Annotated in this window: 17 protein-coding genes; 11 read left to right on the plus strand and 6 right to left on the minus strand. The window is 69.1% G+C overall.

The window, feature by feature from the left end; genetic code table 11:
* Positions 1–15 precede the first annotated feature (15 nt).
* Positions 16–420: a hypothetical protein gene (locus M8A51_RS22535; RefSeq protein WP_251780793.1), complete on the minus strand. Its 405-nt coding sequence runs from the start codon at positions 418–420 to the stop codon at positions 16–18.
* Positions 421–801: 381 nt separating this feature from the next.
* Positions 802–2,286, minus strand: coding sequence for an aminotransferase-like domain-containing protein (locus tag M8A51_RS22540; RefSeq protein WP_251780794.1), 1,485 nt, complete (start codon positions 2,284–2,286; stop codon positions 802–804).
* A gap of 175 nt (positions 2,287–2,461) precedes the next feature.
* Between M8A51_RS22540 and M8A51_RS22545 the strand changes: the two genes are divergently transcribed.
* From M8A51_RS22545 to M8A51_RS22555, 3 genes are all read left to right on the plus strand, one after another.
* The gene (locus tag M8A51_RS22545; RefSeq protein WP_251780795.1) at positions 2,462–2,812 is read left to right on the plus strand and encodes a DUF2917 domain-containing protein; all 351 of its coding nucleotides are present in this window, start codon (positions 2,462–2,464) and stop codon (positions 2,810–2,812) included.
* Positions 2,813–2,932: 120 nt separating this feature from the next.
* Positions 2,933–3,994, plus strand: a complete 1,062-nt coding sequence (locus tag M8A51_RS22550; RefSeq protein ID WP_251780796.1) for a calcium/sodium antiporter — start codon at positions 2,933–2,935, stop codon at positions 3,992–3,994.
* Between the two features lie 58 nt (positions 3,995–4,052).
* Positions 4,053–4,553, plus strand: a complete 501-nt coding sequence (locus tag M8A51_RS22555) for an acyl-CoA thioesterase (RefSeq protein WP_251780797.1) — start codon at positions 4,053–4,055, stop codon at positions 4,551–4,553.
* Positions 4,554–4,556: 3 nt separating this feature from the next.
* Here M8A51_RS22555 and M8A51_RS22560 read toward each other — a convergent pair whose 3' ends face one another.
* Together M8A51_RS22560 and M8A51_RS22565 are read right to left on the minus strand one after the other, a co-directional pair.
* Positions 4,557–5,024: a hypothetical protein gene (locus tag M8A51_RS22560; protein ID WP_251780798.1), complete on the minus strand. Its 468-nt coding sequence runs from the start codon at positions 5,022–5,024 to the stop codon at positions 4,557–4,559.
* Positions 5,025–5,055: 31 nt separating this feature from the next.
* Positions 5,056–6,504, minus strand: a complete 1,449-nt coding sequence (locus M8A51_RS22565) for a GMC oxidoreductase (RefSeq protein WP_251780799.1) — start codon at positions 6,502–6,504, stop codon at positions 5,056–5,058.
* 181 nt (positions 6,505–6,685) lie between these two features.
* Between M8A51_RS22565 and M8A51_RS22570 the strand changes: the two genes are divergently transcribed.
* The 3 genes from M8A51_RS22570 to M8A51_RS22580 are packed head-to-tail and all read left to right on the plus strand — an operon-like array spanning position 6,686 to position 8,748.
* On the plus strand, positions 6,686–7,060 hold the full coding sequence (locus M8A51_RS22570; RefSeq protein WP_251780800.1) for a hypothetical protein: 375 nt from the start codon (positions 6,686–6,688) through the stop codon (positions 7,058–7,060).
* Positions 7,061–7,069: 9 nt separating this feature from the next.
* Positions 7,070–8,428: a DNA repair protein RadA gene (radA, locus tag M8A51_RS22575; RefSeq protein WP_251780801.1), complete on the plus strand. Its 1,359-nt coding sequence runs from the start codon at positions 7,070–7,072 to the stop codon at positions 8,426–8,428.
* On the plus strand, positions 8,428–8,748 hold the full coding sequence (locus M8A51_RS22580) for a low molecular weight protein tyrosine phosphatase family protein (RefSeq protein ID WP_251780802.1): 321 nt from the start codon (positions 8,428–8,430) through the stop codon (positions 8,746–8,748). The genes radA and M8A51_RS22580 overlap by 1 nt, the downstream gene beginning before the upstream one ends.
* 6 nt (positions 8,749–8,754) lie before the next feature.
* Here M8A51_RS22580 and M8A51_RS22585 read toward each other — a convergent pair whose 3' ends face one another.
* Positions 8,755–9,402: a pyridoxamine 5'-phosphate oxidase family protein gene (locus tag M8A51_RS22585; RefSeq protein ID WP_251780803.1), complete on the minus strand. Its 648-nt coding sequence runs from the start codon at positions 9,400–9,402 to the stop codon at positions 8,755–8,757.
* A 106-nt stretch (positions 9,403–9,508) separates the two neighbouring features.
* Here M8A51_RS22585 and pdxR point away from each other — a divergent pair, with 106 nt between their 5' ends.
* Genes pdxR through M8A51_RS22600 form a run of 3 tightly spaced genes read left to right on the plus strand, consistent with a single transcriptional unit; the run spans position 9,509 to position 12,192 of the window.
* Positions 9,509–10,990 (plus strand): MocR-like pyridoxine biosynthesis transcription factor PdxR, encoded by a 1,482-nt coding sequence (gene pdxR / locus M8A51_RS22590; RefSeq protein WP_251780804.1) that lies wholly within the window; start codon positions 9,509–9,511, stop codon positions 10,988–10,990.
* Between the two features lie 30 nt (positions 10,991–11,020).
* Positions 11,021–11,359 (plus strand): antibiotic biosynthesis monooxygenase family protein, encoded by a 339-nt coding sequence (locus M8A51_RS22595; protein ID WP_251780805.1) that lies wholly within the window; start codon positions 11,021–11,023, stop codon positions 11,357–11,359.
* A gap of 56 nt (positions 11,360–11,415) precedes the next feature.
* Positions 11,416–12,192 carry a metallophosphoesterase family protein gene (locus M8A51_RS22600; RefSeq protein WP_251780806.1) on the plus strand — a complete coding sequence of 259 codons (777 nt, stop codon included), beginning with the start codon at positions 11,416–11,418 and terminating at the stop codon, positions 12,190–12,192.
* A gap of 3 nt (positions 12,193–12,195) precedes the next feature.
* On the opposite strand, the gene M8A51_RS22605 is transcribed toward M8A51_RS22600, so the two are convergent.
* Positions 12,196–12,843: an NADPH-dependent F420 reductase gene (locus M8A51_RS22605; RefSeq protein WP_251780807.1), complete on the minus strand. Its 648-nt coding sequence runs from the start codon at positions 12,841–12,843 to the stop codon at positions 12,196–12,198.
* Between the two features lie 93 nt (positions 12,844–12,936).
* On the opposite strand from M8A51_RS22605, the gene M8A51_RS22610 reads away from it, so the two are divergent.
* Positions 12,937–13,863, plus strand: a complete 927-nt coding sequence (locus M8A51_RS22610; RefSeq protein WP_251780808.1) for a LysR family transcriptional regulator — start codon at positions 12,937–12,939, stop codon at positions 13,861–13,863.
* Between the two features lie 52 nt (positions 13,864–13,915).
* On the plus strand, positions 13,916–14,302 hold the full coding sequence (locus M8A51_RS22615) for a hypothetical protein (RefSeq protein WP_251780809.1): 387 nt from the start codon (positions 13,916–13,918) through the stop codon (positions 14,300–14,302).

Here is a 14,302-nt window from a genome sequence, read left to right on the forward strand (position 1 = left end):
TGGTGTTGACAGGCCCTAGGTCGCCGCTTCACTTCGTGGCTCTATGCCCTCGGCCCTGAGGGCAGCCAGAATGGCTCGACCGAGTTTCACGCCGATTTCTGGCCGGGCCGCGCCCTTGAGGCGCTGCTTCAACGAGAGCTGCGGTTTGACGAAGATGTGCCACGCGATGGGCTTGCCCTCGTAGCCTTCCCCTTCCTCGGCCTGCGAGCCGCAGCCGATCATGAACTCGGCGTCACCTTCGATGTACTCGATGAACCATCCCCAGTCCTCGCCGAGTGGATAGCTGGTTACAACGCCCTGCCGCATGAGGGTTTGAGACAGCCAAAGGGACAACTCGAACCCATAGGCCCCAGGATTGACCTGGCAGTCCTCAGGCAGATACGGAAGGAACTTTGCGGACTCGAACTCGATGCGTTGCATGAGCGGCCTAGCGATCAAGCCCAGCGGCCGCCACGGATGGCTTGGTGGGGCGACGGGCTAGAGTGTGTCTGGGATGGCATGGCTCAACCTCGGTTTGTCCACTCATCGCCGGCATAGCAGGCTGTCGGCAGCTCGGCGATGGCCTCTGCCGGCGCTTCGACTTCCCAGATGTCCACGCAGCAGCCACAGCCGTGGTTCTCGGAGTGGTGCGTGAGCTTGTCCGCCCAACGAGCGAACCATGACTCCATGGACCGAACCTCGGCGGCATCGTCGACCGACACGATGATGGTTGCGCGTGGCATTCTTGTAGCGAGTCGACCGTGATCATGAGCGGCCGCCAGCTCGCCGAATATACGGCCTCCCGGACGCGGGCGCCGCACACTAGGCGCGCACCACTTCCAACGCCGCTGGCTGGCGAATCTCCGGGTCGACCTCGGCCAGCTTCGCGACGATCTGCCCCAGCTTGCGGATCGACTCCTCGATGCGTGCCGACCACGGCTCGCCGTACTGGATGCGGATGAAATGGTCGAAGCGCCGCGTCACGCTGAAGGCCGCCCCGGGCGCCACGCCGATGTGTTCAAGCCGCGCCAGCGCGAACACCTCGCGCGAATCGACGTGCCGCGGCAATTCGATCCACAGCATCAACCCGCCCTGCGGCAGGCTGAGCCGGCAGCCGGGCGGGAAATACCTTGCCACCGCGTCGACCATCTGGTGCGCCTGGGTCTTCAGCGCGGCGCGCAGCCGGCGCAAATGGTGGTCGTAGCCGCCGTCGCGGATGAACTGTGCGATGACTTCCTGCTGCAGCATCGGGCAGGCCACCGAGGTGCGGAACTTCAACGCCTGCGTCTTGAGGAAGTGACGCCCGGGGGCCACCCAGCCGACACGATAGCCTGGCGCCACGGTCTTGGTGAACGCCGAGCACAGGATCACGTCGCCGGTGGCGTCGAAGCTCTTGAGCACCGGCGGGCGCTGGTCGCCGAAATAGATGTCGCCGTAGATGTCGCTTTCGATCAGCGTGATCTTGCGCTCGCCCATCATCTGCACCAGCCGGCGCTTGTTCTCGACCGGCATCAGGCTGCCCATCGGGTTGGGGAAGTTGGGCAGCAGCACGCAGGCCTTGACGGCGCCGGGCACCTGCGTCGCGAAGTCGAGCGCCTCGAGCGAGAGGCCGTCACGCGGGTGGCTGGGAATCTCGATCACCTTCATGCCGAGGCTCTCGATGGTCTGCAGCACATGGAAGTAGGTGGGCGACTCCAGCACGATGGTGTCGCCGGCCTGCGCGACCGAGCGCAGCGCGAGGTAGATGGCTTCCATGCCGCCGTTGGTGACGACGATCTCGTCCGGGCGCAGGTGCACGCCCGAGCTGACGGCGCGGCGCGCGATCTCCTGCCGCAGCGCCATGCTGCCGGACATGTGATAGCGCGACGCATATTCGGGATGGCGGCGGTTCACGCTGGCCAGCAGATGCTGCAGCTTGGCCTCCGGCAGCAGCGACGGCGCCGGCGCGGCATGGAAGGACGGCGCCGCGAGCGGGTCGTCGACGATCAGCAGGAACTCGTGCAGCACCTGGTCGACGCTGACGAAGGACGCGCCTTCCATGCGCAGGTCGAACTGCGGCTCCGGCAGCGCTGGCCCGCGGGGCGCGACGAAATAGCCCGACTTGGGCCGCGCCTGGACGATGCCGCGGTTTTCCAGGCTGCGGTAGGCCTGCATCGCGGTCGTCATGCTGACGCCGTGCTGCTGGCTGAGCTGGCGCACCGACGGCAGCCGGTCGCCCGGGCGCAACGCACCGCTCTCGATGGCCAGTTCGACCTGGCAGGCGACTCGGTGGTACAGCGTGGAGGCTTCGTCGGCGGGCGCGTCCATGGCGGCCATTGTGCGGCCATGAGCGGCGCAGGGGATAGGTACAGATGTCCGCATCTGCCGGCAATACAGATGCACGCCCGGCCATCTGTGCTGCAGCACTTTGGCGCGTGCTGCGTCTGGCGGGCGCAGCCGGCGGTGGGAATACTGACTTCCCAGTTCCTGCCGGAGAAACGCCATGCTCAAATTCAAACCTCCCGTCGTGCTGCAACTGCAGAAGGGGCAGCTGATCCGCTGCGACCAGGCCGCCCGTGCAACGCTGATCCGGGTCGTCTGCGGCAGGGTGTGGGTGACACAGGCCGGCGACCGGCAAGACCATTTCCTGTCGCCCGGCGCCTCGCTGCGGGTGCCCGCGCGCACGCTGGCGCTGCTGGGCGCCGAAACCGATGCCCAGGTGGCATTCTCCGCGCCGGCAAGCCGCGTCGCGGCCCTGCTGGGCCGCCTGACGACGCCGATGACTCGCCTGTGGCACCGCGTCGGCCGGCGGCCGGCGACAGCCGGTGGTGCGACACATCCGGCCACCGGCTGACGCGCGGCGTGAAGTCACAATCGGCCGCATGAGCCGATACCCGCCCACCGACCCTGCCCGACCCACATCGCTCGGTCTACGAAACTTCGGAAACGGCTGGCGCGGCCAGGGGGGGCAGGCATGAATCTGCTGCTGTTCCTGCTTGGCCTCGCAGCCCTGGTGGCCGGGGCCGAACTGCTGGTGCGCGGCGCGGCCCGGCTGGCGCTGTCGTTCGGCGTCTCGCCGCTGGTGGTCGGGCTGACCATCGTCGCCTTCGGCACCAGTGCACCGGAGGTGGCGGTGTCGATCGGCGCGGTGGCCAGCGGCACCACCGACCTGGCGGTCGGCAACGTGGTTGGCAGCAACATCTTCAATGTGCTGCTGATCCTCGGGCTCGCGGCCTTGATCTCGCCGCTGTGCGTGCACGTGCAGATCATCCGGCAGGAGGTGCCGATGATGACCGCCGCCACCCTGGTGCTGGCGGTGCTGGTGCTCGACGGCCAGCTGTCGCGCGCAGAAGCGGGGTTGCTGCTGGCGGTGCTGATCGCCTACTCGGTGTTCCTCGTGCGGCAGTCTCGCGCGGCGCCGCCCGAGGAGCAGGCGGAGTACGAGAAGAGCGCGTCTCACAGCCGCTGGGACCGCCACTGGGCGGTGCAATGGCTGCTCGTGGCCGGCGGGCTGGTCTTGCTGGTGCTCGGCTCCGACTGGCTGGTCGAAGCGGCGGTCGCGTTCGCACAGGCACTGGGCGTCAGCGACGTCGTGATCGGCCTGACCGTCGTCGCGGCCGGCACCTCGATGCCGGAAGTCGCCACCTCGGTGATGGCCACGCTGCGCGGCGAGCGCGACATCGCGGTCGGCAACGTGATCGGCAGCAACCTGTTCAACATCCTCGGCTGCCTGGGCGTGTCGGGCCTGGTGGCCTCGGGCGGGCTGGCAGTGCCCCCCGCCGTGCTGCACTTCGATCTGTGGGTGATGACCGCGGCCATGCTCGCCTGCCTGCCGGTGTTCATGACGGGGCGCGAGATCGCACGCTGGGAAGGGGCCGTCTTCCTCGGCTACTACCTGGCCTACACCGCCTACCTGATTCTGGCAGCTCAGCAGCACGCCGCGCTCGGGGCCTATTCGCAGGTGATGATGAGCTTCGTGATCCCGCTGACGATCGTGACGCTTGTCGCGGTGATGATCCGGCCGCGCCCGGGCTGAAAGCCGTTTGCCGGGCAGCACTGGCATCATCGGGGCTCGTTTCGACAGCCCACGCCCCATGGACCTGCCTTCGCACCAGCTTTCGATGACCGTTCTGATGACGCCCGACATGGCCAACTTCTCCGGCAATGTCCACGGCGGCACCATCCTCAAGCTGCTCGACCAGGCGGCCTACGCCTGCGCCAGCCGCTATGCCGGCCGCTACGTGGTGACGCTGTCGGTCGACCAGGTCATGTTCCGCCAGCCCATCCACGTCGGCGAGCTGGTGACCTTCCTGGCCAGCGTCAACCACACCGGCACCTCGTCGATGGAGATCGGCATCAAGGTGGTGGCAGAGAACATCCGCACGCAGGTGGTGCGCCATGCCAACAGCTGCTTCTTCACGATGGTGGCGGTCGACGACGACGGCAAGCCGGCCCCGGTGCCGGCGTTGCGCCCTTTCAGCGCCGACGAGAAGCGCCGCTTCGAAGCCGCCAAGGTGCGCAAGCAGCTGCGGCAGGAACTGGAGCAGCGCTTTCGCGACATCCGCCGGCCCGAGGGCGAGCCAACGGCGGCCTGAACTTTAAGCCGCCTCGTCGACGTAGCGCGCGAAGATGTTGCTGCAGGCGGTGAGCACACCGGTATAGCGCACCGGCTGCGTGCGCCGCTCGGCGTCGGGGAAGAAGTCGCTCGACACCAGGAAGGCGCCGAACACGCGGCGCTCCATGTCCTCGGCCAGCTTGCGGGCGCCGTCGAAACGCCAGGCCTCGGACGGCATCGCATGGAAGGACGCGATCAGCTTCTGGCGGTGCTTGGTGCCGATCAGCTCGCGGTCGAGCGACACGTCATGCGCGAAGCGCTCCAGCCCCTGTTCGTCGATCGGCACGCCGGGCAGGTGGCGGCGCACGACATCAGCCGCCCAGTGGCGCACCGTCAGCGGCAGGGCGCCGTAGTAAAGGCCGGCGCCGGCTGCAGCAGCGGTGGCCGCGGCGGCGCCACCGGCGATGAGCAGCCGCCGGCGGGTGAAGGCGAGTGTCGGTTTGCGGGTCATGCGGGAATCTCCCTGGCTCGTCGATCGGTGGTCACAGCACGCGTTCGGCACTGCGCAGCGACAGCGCGGCCACCGTCAAGCTGGGGTTCGCGCTCGGCCCGGTCGGAAACACCGCCGAGCCCACCACCACCAGGTTGCGTGCATCGTGATGCAGCTGCTGCGCGTCGATCACCGAGTCGCTGCGGTCGCGGCCCATGCGCAGGCTGCCCTGCAGGTGCGATTCGGTCGGCCGCATGCCGCGGAACTCGATACGCTCGACCGGCAGCGGCGCCAGCACGCGCTCCAGTTGCGCCATCGAGCGCTTGACGCCGAGCGTGGCGTAGTCGGAATGGTGGGCGTGGTGCACCACCGGCGGTCCGTCGGCGTCTTCGCCGAGCGCGACCCGGTTGTCGTCCTGCGGCAGGTCCTCGACCACCACGGTCAACGGCGCGATCTGCCGCCAGCGCCCGAAGTCGGTGCGCAGGCCGTGCGGCCAGCGGTTCTCGAAGTAGATCAGCGCATTCGCATGCTCGCGCCTGAAGTCGCCGTCGTACAGCGAGTAGTTCAGCGACGTCGTGATCGTGCTGCCGTCGAAGTTGTCGACGCCGTCGAGGAAGGCCTCGACGGTGTAGCCGAGCTGCTCGTGGATGCCGCGCCCGGTGAGCGGGTGGTCGATGCCTGAACGCAGCAGGATGGCCGGGCTGTGGATGGCGTTGGCGCCCAGCACGAACAGCTCGCCGCGCGCCCGGTGCTCCTTGCCGCCGGAACGGTAGACCGCCGCCTGTACCGTGCCGCCGCTGTGCTCGAGTCGCAGCACCTCGGCGTCGGTGCGCCACTCGATGCGCGGGTCGTCAAGCAGCGCGGCAAAACCGTTGTCGAAGTTGAATTTCGCGTTCACCGGGCACAGCCGGCAGCGCGCCGTGGCGCAGCACCGGCCGCGCTGCTCGGTGGCAATGCTGGCGCGCGCGGTGGCGATGGGCAGGTGGTGCTGGGGCTGCGCACGGCGCATGATCTCGTCGACGCTGGACATCCGGTGCCCCGGCAGCGGAAACGGCGCCGACCGAGGCAGCAGCTGCGCCATCGCCGGGTCGCCCGCCACCGCCATCTTGCGCTCGGCGGCCAGGTAGTAGGGTTCGAGCTCGTCGTAGTCGACCGGCCAGTCGCGGCCGACGCCGTACAGCGTGTGCAGCCGGAAATCGCTCGGATGGAAGCGCGGTGTCTGCGCGTACCAGCAGTTGGTGCCGCCGCCGACCGCCACCGTGAAGTTCCACTCCTCCTTGTGCCCGGCCGGCGTGCGATACGTCGAGCGCGGGTCGATGTCGGAATTGCGGCCCTGCTCCACCTGCCACGAGGCCGGCCGGTGCTGGCCGCGTTCGAGCACCAGGATGCGCAGTTGCGGACGCTTCCTGAGCGCCCCCTCGATGAAGAAGAGCGAGCCGAAGCCCGAGCCGATCACGACCAGGTCGTGGCCGGCGTCTGAAGTATTTCCCTGAGTGGTCATGGTGTGGCCGTGCCCGTTTATGGTGTGGGAGCAGCGGCGTGGAGTCGCGTCTCGCGCCAGTCTGCGCGATGCCCCGGCACGCCAGGTGCAACAAGTGCTATGGGCTGTTTCAAGCTCGGTGAGGTGCACACCCGCCCTTACAAGGTGTACCGTACGGCGCTGGAAACCAGGAGGTGCAGGCGTGCCGATCAGCTGGATCACCGCTTTCAAAGTCATACCGTGGGCCGACGTCATCGAGGCCACGCCCGCGATCGTGCGCGGCGCCAAACAACTGTGGGGCAAGGTGCAACGCAACGAGCCGCCGCCCGCCAGCGGTGGCGCCATCGACTCCGCCAGCACGCCCGAGCAGCGGCTGGCTGCGTTGGAAGCGCGGGTGCAACAGCTCGGCGACGAAGCGCGGGCGTCATCCGAGCTGATCGATCAACTGGCGCAACACAACGCGCGCCTCGTCGAAGCGGTGCAGACGCTGCGCGTTCGCACGCGCGTGCTGATGGTCGTGGTGGTCGTGCTCGGCGGGGTGCTGGCGACCGCGCTGCTCGGCCCGGGCCTGCGGTGACAATGCCGCATGGCCAAAGAGAAGACCGTCTATACCTGCACCGAATGCGGCGGCACCAGCCCCAAGTGGCTGGGCAAGTGCCCGCATTGCAATGCCTGGAACACGCTGGAGGAAACCGTTGCCGAAAGCGCGGGCAGGCACCGCTTCCAGGCGCTCGCGAAATCCGCCCCGGTGACCACGCTGGCGGAAATCGACGCGGTCGACATCGCCCGCACGCCGACCGGCATCGATGAACTCGACCGCGTGCTCGGCGGCGGCCTGGTGCCCGGCGGCGTGGTGCTGATCGGCGGCGACCCCGGCATCGGCAAGTCAACGCTGCTGCTGCAGGCGCTCGACGCACTGAGCCAGCAGATGAAGGCACTGTACGTGACCGGCGAGGAATCCGGCGCGCAGGTCGCGCTGCGCGCACGGCGCCTCGGACTGGACGGCTCCAGGGTGCGGGTGCAGGCCGAGATCCAGCTGGAGAAGATCCTGGCGACCGTCGAGGCCGAGCAGCCCGCCATCGCGGTGATCGACTCGATCCAGACCGTCTACTCCGAACAGCTCACTTCCGCGCCGGGCTCGGTGGCGCAGGTGCGCGAATGCTCCGCCCAGCTGACGCGCACGGCCAAGGCCACCGGCACGTCGATGGTGCTGGTCGGGCACGTGACGAAGGAAGGTGCGCTGGCCGGCCCGCGCGTGCTGGAGCACATCGTCGACACGGTGCTGTATTTCGAGGGCGACACCCACAGCGCCTTCCGGCTGGTGCGCGCGTTCAAGAACCGCTTCGGCGCGGTCAACGAGATCGGCGTGTTCGCGATGACGGAGCGCGGCCTCAAGGGGGTGGCCAACCCGAGCGCGATCTTCCTGTCGACGCACGGCGAGCCGGTGCCGGGCTCTTGCGTGCTGGTCACGCTCGAAGGCACGCGGCCGATGCTGGTGGAGGTGCAGGCGCTGGTCGACAGCTCGCCGATCCCCAGCCCCCGGCGACTGTCGGTCGGGCTGGAGCAGAACCGCCTGGCGATGCTGCTGGCAGTGATGCACCGCCACGCAGGCATCGCCTGCTACGACCAGGACGTGTTCGTCAACGCGGTCGGTGGCGTGCGCATCAGCGAACCGGCGGCCGACCTGGCCGTGATGCTGGCCATCCAGAGCAGCCTGCGCGGCAGGCCGCTGCCGCGCGGCTTCCTGACCTTCGGCGAAGTCGGCCTGGCCGGTGAGATCCGGCCTGCGCCGCGCGGGCAGGAACGGCTGAAGGAAGCGGCCAAGCTGGGCTTCAGCGTCGCCGTGGTGCCGAAGGCGAACGCACCGAAAAAGCCCGTCGAAGGACTGACGATCCACGCGGTCGAGCGCGTCGAGCAGGCCATCGACCTGGTGCGTGGACTCTGATGCGACTGCTGTTCATCTGCGGCCGCAACCGCATGCGCAGCCCGACGGCAGAAGCGCTGTTCGACGGGCACGAACAGGTCCAGACGCTGTCGGCCGGCGTCAATCCGGATGCCGACGTGCCGGTCAGCGTCGAGCTGATCGACTGGGCCGACCGCATCTACGTGATGGAGCGCACGCATCGCGACGCGCTCAACGCGCGCTTCGGCAAAGCGTTGAGCGGCAAGCGGGTCACCTGCCTGGGCATCCCGGACCGCTACGAGTACATGCAGCCGCAGCTCATCGAGGTGCTGCGGCACAAGCTGGCCCACCTGCTCGGGTGAAGCGGCTCAAGCGCCGGCCCATTTGCGCAGGCCGTCCGGCATCGAACGCGTGATGCCGGGTTCGGGCACCGGCGGCAACGCGTGAACCGCCAGCGGCAACACGCCGGCCCACACGTCGAGCGAGAGGTCTGCCTCATCGTCCTGCGGCCCGCCGGTCCGCAGTTTGGCGGAGGCCTCGTCCAGCGCGATGCGCAGCACGGTGGTGCTGCGCAACTCGTTCGCATCACCGGGCCTCGCCTCGTGCTTGCGGCCCGGTGCCAGATGGTCCATCAGGCGGTCGAGCGACGCCGCCTTCCGGTCGTCCGGCACGGCCTCGAAAGCGCCGAGTACCACCACCGAACGGTAGTTCATCGAATGGTTGAACGCGGCCCGCGCCAGCACCAACCCGTCCAGGTGCGTGACCGTCACGCAGGCCTGCTGCCCGCCGAGCAGCGCCCGCAGCATGCGGCTGCCGTTGGAGCCATGGATGTAGAGGTGGCCGTCCTCTCGCCAGCAGACGGTGGGAATGCAGAACACGCTGTCGCCATCGCGGAACGCCACGTGGCACAGCAGCGCGGCATCGATGATGCCGTGCACGGTCTCGCGGTCATAGCGGCCGCGGGCCGGTTCGCGGCGGACGCGGGTGCGGTCGGTGACGGGGACGTCGGTCTGCATGGTGGGCTCCTGGACTGAATCGGGGTCGGATGCTAGGCTTGGTTGGCCCCATCCTTGGTGCCACGATTGGCAGGAATGATGGAGCCACGATCCTCACGACCTCGCCATGACCGACCTCACCCTGCTGTTGCGCCACGCGTTGAAGCCCGGCAAGGCTGCCCGCAGCCCGATGCAGCGGCGGCTTTCCGAAGCGCTGCGCAACGCCGTGCTCGAAGGCAGGCTGCCGGCGGGCAGCCGGCTGCCCGGTTCGCGCGGGTTGGCACAGGACCTCGGCATCGCTCGCAACACGGTGCTCCACGCCTACGAGCAGTTGAGCGTCGAGGGCTACGTGCGCGCGGACCGCCAAGGCACGGTCGTGTGCCGCCTGCCTTCCGGCCATGCCGCCGGGCGCAGCGCCTCCCGCCTGCCACCCGGGCCCGACACGCTCGGGCCCGCCACGCTCTCGCATCGGGGGGCGGCCATCGTGCCGCCCGCCGCCTGGGACCTCGACCAGCGCGCGCTCGCGCCGGGCGTTCCGGCGCTGGACCGCTTTCCTCTCGCCGCCTGGCAGCGACGCGTGTCCCAAGTGTCGAAGTCGCTTCGCCACACCGCACTGGGCTACCGCGATCCGTTGGGCGAGCCGGTCTTGCGAGCGGCCATCGCCACCTACGTGGCCGCTGCCCGCGGCGTTCGATGCGGGCCGGCGCAGGTGGTGGTCACGAGCGGCACACAGGAGAGCCTGGCTCTGTGTGCGCATCTGTTTGCCGACGCAGGCGACACCGCCTGGATCGAGCACCCCGGCTACGCCGGGGCTCGATCAGCACTGGAACGCGGCGGCCTGTCGCTGGCGGGTGTGCCGGTCGACAGCGACGGCATGGCCTGCGACGCAACGCTGTGGCAACGCCGCCCGCCGCGCATCGTCTACACGACGCCGTCGCACCAGTACCCGCTCGGCGTGGTGCTGTCGCTGTCGCGCCGGCTCGCGCTGATCGAGCACGCCCGGCGGGCCGGCGCATGGATCATCGAAGACGACTACGACGGCGAGTTCCGCTTGCGCGGCGATCCGCTGCCGGCCATGCAGGGCCTGGTGCCCGATGCTCCGGTGATCTACCTGGGCACCTTCAGCAAGACGCTCTACCCGAGTCTGCGGCTGGGTTTCATGGTGCTGCCTGCCTCCATTGCGCAGGCCGCTCGCCATGCGCTGGGCGCCCTGCTGTGCCAGGGCCAGGTGGCCGAGCAAGAGGTGCTCGCGGCCTTCCTGCAGGAAGGCGATTTCACGATGCACGTGCGGCGGATGCGACGGCTCTACGCGGAACGGCAGCAGGCGCTGCGCGACGCGATCGGGCGGCATTGGCCGCTGCCGCATGCGCTGTCCGGCGGAGACTGCGGGCTGCACCTCGCGCTGTCCCTGCCCGGCGAGGCCGACGATCGCACGGTCGAGCGGCACGCCCACGCAGCCGGGCTGGGCGTGCGCGCGCTGTCCGGGTATTCGATGCCCGCCGCCCCGTCGCGCAACGGTCTCGTGATTGGCTACGGCAACACCTCGCCGCGCCAGATCGGCCTCGCGATCGTGAAGCTGGCGGCCTGCGTGAAAGCGGTTCCTCGGTGATACTGCGTTGCCTCTCACGACCCCTTGAGCATGAGCCCCGCTTCTCCCGCCCAGACCCCCGAGCCGCCGTACTACGCGGTGATCTTCACCAGCCTGCGCACCCCCGGCGACAACGGCTACGGCGACATGGCCGACCGCATGGTGGCGCTCGCGGCCGGGCAACCCGGCTTCCTCGGCGTGGAAAGCGCTCGCGGTGCCGACGGTCTCGGCATCACCGTGTCGTACTGGCGCTCGCCCGAGGACATCGCGGCCTGGAAGGCGCATGCCGAGCACCGCGAGGCGCAGCGCCTGGGCCACCAGCAGTGGTACACGCAGTTCGAGTTGCGCGTGGCCAAGGTCGAAAGCGCCCGCAGCAAGCCCCCGCGTTGATCCGGGTCGGGTGCCGGGCGTAAAGTGGTTGCCTCGCCATTTCCCTGCTGGCTCCGATGCGCCTGGCACTGATCTCCGACATTCACGGCAACCTGCCGGCGCTGGAAGCGGTGCTGCACGACATTGCCGGGGCCCGCGTCGACGCGACGATCAACCTCGGCGACATCCTGTCGGGCCCGCTGTGGCCGGTCGAGACCGCCGAACGGCTGATGGCGCTCGGCCTGCCGACGATCCGGGGCAACCATGAGCGCCAGGTGCTGCGCCCGCTGGACGGCATGGGCGCGTCCGATCGCTACGCCGCCGAACGCATCGGGCCGGCGCACCGCGACTGGCTGGCGTCGCTGCCCGCCACCTTGCGCTGGGCCGACGACGATCTGCTGTGCTGCCACGGCACACCGATCAGCGATTTGCAGTACTTCCTCGAGACCGTCACCTCGGACTACGGCACGCACGGATCGCGCGGCGTGCGCGCGGCCTTGCATGCCGAGGTCGGCGAGCGCTCGGGCGGCGTCGCCGCCGCCGTGATCGCCTGCGGGCACACGCACCAGCCGCGCACGATGCAGCTCGATGACGGCCGCCTGGTCGTCAACCCCGGCAGCGTCGGCCTGCCGGCCTACGACGACTCCCACCCCCACTTTCACGTCGCCGAGACCGGCACGCCGCACGCACGCTATGCGGTGATCGAAAAAGCGCCGCAGGGCTGGTCGGTGCAGTTGCGCGCCGTGGCTTACGACTGGGAGGCCGCTGCGCGTCAGGCCGAGGCCAACGGCCGCGGCGACTGGGCCGATGCGCTGCGCACCGGGCGGGTCGGCCGCACCGAACGCGAGCGGTAAGCGCTACTTGCGCGCGATGTGAAAGTTGAATTCGTGCGTGCCCAGCGCGCTCCACAGCCGCATCCACGCCAGCATCATCGACTCGGTCCCGCGCGCGCTGCTCAAGTCCCCCAGGTCGATCGGCGCCTTCCAGCCGAAGCTGCGCAGCAGCTCGATCACGTGTGCCTTGGCCGCCGCGTCGTTGCCGCTGACGAAGACGTCGTGATCCCCTGGCACCGCTGACGGGTCGGTCATCAGGGCCGCGCTCATCGTGTTGAGTGTCTTGACGACCTTCGTACGAGGTGCCAGGGCCTGTACGGCTTCAGCCAGCGAACTGTCGTTGCTGACGAAAAGCGTGGGCGGCATGCCCTTCGAGAAATCGAACGGGTTGGCGACGTCGATCAGGACCTTGTCGGCCAGGGGCTGAATCACCGCCTCCACGACGGACAAGGTCGCAGCGCCCTGGACCGCGTTGATGACGATGTCCCCGAAAGCCGCTGCGTCGGCAAAGCTGCCTTGCGACGCACGCGAGCTGTCGGTCTTGTCGACCCAGGCCCGTGCCTTTTCGTTGCCTGCGCTGCGCGCGCCCATCTTCACCTCGTGTCCCAGCGCGACCAGCTTGCTGGCCAGCGCCTCACCGACCATGCCGGTGCCCAGAATGCCGAATTTCATGTTCATCTCCATCAGTTGCGGGTTGCGATGGAGTGAAGTCTCGGCGCCGTCGAATTATTCGTCCAATCGAATGTTCAGATTCACAATATCTGCATGGCAGATATCAGAACCCTCGACGTGCCGCTGCTGCGAGCCTTCGATGCCTTGATGCGCGAGCGCAGCGTGTCGCGTGCCGCGACGCGGCTGCACCTCAGCCAGCCGGCCGCCAGCGCGCTGCTGGCCCGCCTGCGCGAGGCCTTCGGCGACCCGCTGTTCCTGCGCGCCGCCGGCGGGGTGGTGCCGACGCCGCGCGCCGAAGCGCTGGCCGAGCCGGTGCGGCGGGTGCTGGCCGAGCTGCACGCGCTGCTCGAACCGATGGACGTCTTCGATCCCGCCAGCAGCGAGCGGACCTTCCATCTCGCCGCCAACGACTACGTCACGGCCACGCTGCTCGGCCCCCTGGCCACCAGGCTCGCGGCGCAGGCGCCGCGGGTGCGTCTGGCGCTGGTGCTGCCGGATCTCGACCAGCTGGCGCCGCGTCTGGCCGCAGGCGAGCTGGACGCGGCCGTGCTGCGGCGCGGCGGCGCGGCTCGCGGCCTGCGGCGCGAACTCCTGTGCGACGAGGACTTCGTGCTGGTGATCGGGCGCGCGCACCCGCTCGCGCGCAAGCGCCGGCTGACGGCACGCGACATCGCCGGCATGCCGCACGTCTTCGTGAGCCCCCGGGACACCAGCTTTTCCGGGGCGGCCGACACGGCGCTGCAGGAGCTGGGCGTTGAACGTTTCGTGCAGCTTTCGGTGGCGCAGTTCGGCGCCGCCGTGGACGTCATCGAACGCAGCGGCTTTGCCGCCGTGCTGCCGCGCAGGGTGGCCCATGCCCACGCCCACCGCGTGGTCGCACGCGCGCTGCCGTTCGAGATGCCGGGCTTCTCGATGGAATGGATCACCCACCCGCGCAGCGCACAGGACGCCGGTTTGCGCTGGCTGCACCAGCAGGTGACGGAGGTTGCCGAGCTGCTGCGGGCCCCGGTACCCCGCTGAACTTGCGGTCACCCACATCCCGTCCGGTCCCGACCGGCCCTACCATCACGGCATGAATCCATGGACGGGCTGGGCGCTGGCCATCGCAGCGCTGGGAGTGGGGTGGTTCGGCTACGGCTGGCAGGGCCTGGTGTTCTCGATCACGCTGGTCGTGTTCTGGCTGCTGCTGCAGTTCAACAAGGCGGTGCGCGTGATGCGCAACGCCGGCAGCGCACCGATCGGCCACATCGACAGTGCCGTGATGCTGAACGCCAAGCTCAAGCCCGGCATGGCGATGATGGAGATCGTCATGCTGACCCGCAGCCTGGGCCAGAAGGTCAGCGACGCGCCCGAGCAGTACCGCTGGACCGACACGGGCGGCTCGCGGGTGACGGTCGAGATGCGCGGCGGCAAGCTGGTGGAGTGGACGCTGTGGCGGCCGCAGGCGGAAACGGCGTAG

Origin of the sequence: Caldimonas mangrovi (assembly GCF_023721835.1) — a bacterium.
Lineage (GTDB): Bacteria > Pseudomonadota > Gammaproteobacteria > Burkholderiales > Burkholderiaceae_C > Caldimonas > Caldimonas mangrovi.

Coding starts and splice junctions, on each gene's coding strand:
- M8A51_RS22535 (WP_251780793.1), bottom strand. CDS start 420: ATGCAACGCATCGAGTTCGAGTCCGCAAAGTTCCTTCCGTATCTGCCT.
- M8A51_RS22540 (WP_251780794.1), bottom strand. CDS start 2,286: ATGGACGCGCCCGCCGACGAAGCCTCCACGCTGTACCACCGAGTCGCC.
- M8A51_RS22545 (WP_251780795.1), top strand. CDS start 2,462: ATGCTCAAATTCAAACCTCCCGTCGTGCTGCAACTGCAGAAGGGGCAG.
- M8A51_RS22550 (WP_251780796.1), top strand. CDS start 2,933: ATGAATCTGCTGCTGTTCCTGCTTGGCCTCGCAGCCCTGGTGGCCGGG.
- M8A51_RS22555 (WP_251780797.1), top strand. CDS start 4,053: ATGGACCTGCCTTCGCACCAGCTTTCGATGACCGTTCTGATGACGCCC.
- M8A51_RS22560 (WP_251780798.1), bottom strand. CDS start 5,024: ATGACCCGCAAACCGACACTCGCCTTCACCCGCCGGCGGCTGCTCATC.
- M8A51_RS22565 (WP_251780799.1), bottom strand. CDS start 6,504: ATGACCACTCAGGGAAATACTTCAGACGCCGGCCACGACCTGGTCGTG.
- radA (WP_251780801.1), top strand. CDS start 7,070: ATGGCCAAAGAGAAGACCGTCTATACCTGCACCGAATGCGGCGGCACC.
- M8A51_RS22580 (WP_251780802.1), top strand. CDS start 8,428: ATGCGACTGCTGTTCATCTGCGGCCGCAACCGCATGCGCAGCCCGACG.
- M8A51_RS22585 (WP_251780803.1), bottom strand. CDS start 9,402: ATGCAGACCGACGTCCCCGTCACCGACCGCACCCGCGTCCGCCGCGAA.
- pdxR (WP_251780804.1), top strand. CDS start 9,509: ATGACCGACCTCACCCTGCTGTTGCGCCACGCGTTGAAGCCCGGCAAG.
- M8A51_RS22595 (WP_251780805.1), top strand. CDS start 11,021: ATGAGCCCCGCTTCTCCCGCCCAGACCCCCGAGCCGCCGTACTACGCG.
- M8A51_RS22600 (WP_251780806.1), top strand. CDS start 11,416: ATGCGCCTGGCACTGATCTCCGACATTCACGGCAACCTGCCGGCGCTG.
- M8A51_RS22605 (WP_251780807.1), bottom strand. CDS start 12,843: ATGAAATTCGGCATTCTGGGCACCGGCATGGTCGGTGAGGCGCTGGCC.
- M8A51_RS22610 (WP_251780808.1), top strand. CDS start 12,937: ATGGCAGATATCAGAACCCTCGACGTGCCGCTGCTGCGAGCCTTCGAT.
- M8A51_RS22615 (WP_251780809.1), top strand. CDS start 13,916: ATGAATCCATGGACGGGCTGGGCGCTGGCCATCGCAGCGCTGGGAGTG.